General features: G+C 47.2%; 1 protein-coding gene. It reads left to right on the top strand.

The features are described 5' to 3' along the window. The coding region (locus AC1DUA_RS38605; protein WP_477504722.1) for a sugar ABC transporter ATP-binding protein at window positions 1-1,126 on the top strand (1,126 nt) is incomplete at both ends.

A 1,126-nucleotide genomic window follows, 5' to 3' on the forward strand; every position in this document is an offset into this window, starting at 1 on the left:
AGCCTGTATTAACGATGACTGGCGTTAGTAAATTTTTCCCTGGTGTCAAAGCTTTAACGAATGTGGATTTTCAGCTTAAAAGAGGAGAAATTCATGCTTTGATGGGACAGAATGGCGCAGGGAAATCCACCTTGATTAAAGTTTTGACAGGTGTGCATGAGATGGACCAAGGCATCGTCACCTTGAATGGTCAGGAAGTGCACATCAAATCTCCAAAGGATGCGCAAGCATTAGGAATCAGCACGGTCTATCAAGAAGTGAATCTATGTCCGAATTTATCCGTCTCGGAGAACTTGTTCATCGGCCGTCAACCACGGAAGCGCGGAGGAAGCATCGATTGGCATACCTTGAACGGTAAGGCGGAGGAGCTTCTGGAACGATTGAGCATTCAGCTCGACGTAACCAAGCCGCTTTCCGAATTTTCCGTAGCGATTCAGCAGATGGTAGCAATTGCGCGAGCCGTAGATATTTCTTCCGGGCTACTCATTCTGGATGAGCCAACGTCCAGTCTTGATCAGCAGGAAGTCAAGGAGCTCTTCCGAATTATGAGGAAACTGAAGGACGAGGGTATGGCTATCGTATTCGTTACTCRCTTCATGGATCAGGTTTATGAGGTATCTGACCGTATTACAGTGCTGAGAAATGGTGAGCTTGTAGGCGAGTACTTAACCGAAGAGCTGCCGAGAATTAACTTGATTTCCAAGATGATCGGCCGTGAATGGAATGACGAAGAGGAGCAGAGCAAGATTGTCGGAATGAAAAAAGGCGAGGTGTGGGTGTCAGCCAAACAATTAGGACGTCGAGGTTCGATAGAGCCATTCGATATAACGGTTCGCAAAGGAGAGGTTTTAGGACTTGCAGGTTTGCTCGGATCAGGGCGCACGGAAATCGCAAAGTTGATTTTTGGCATCGATAAGGCGGATGAAGGTGCAATGACGATCGATAACGATAAGATCCGCACCATGTTTCCTAAGAAAGCGATCGAATATGGCTTAGCCTTTTGTCCGGAAGAACGTAAGGTCGAAGGCATTATCGGGGAACTGACGGTTCGGGAAAATATTGTGCTCGCGCTGCAAGCCAAACGCGGAATCTTGCATAATTTATCCCTTCGCAAGCAGCAAGAGAT

This window comes from Paenibacillus sp. 01T422 (genome assembly GCF_056398785.1).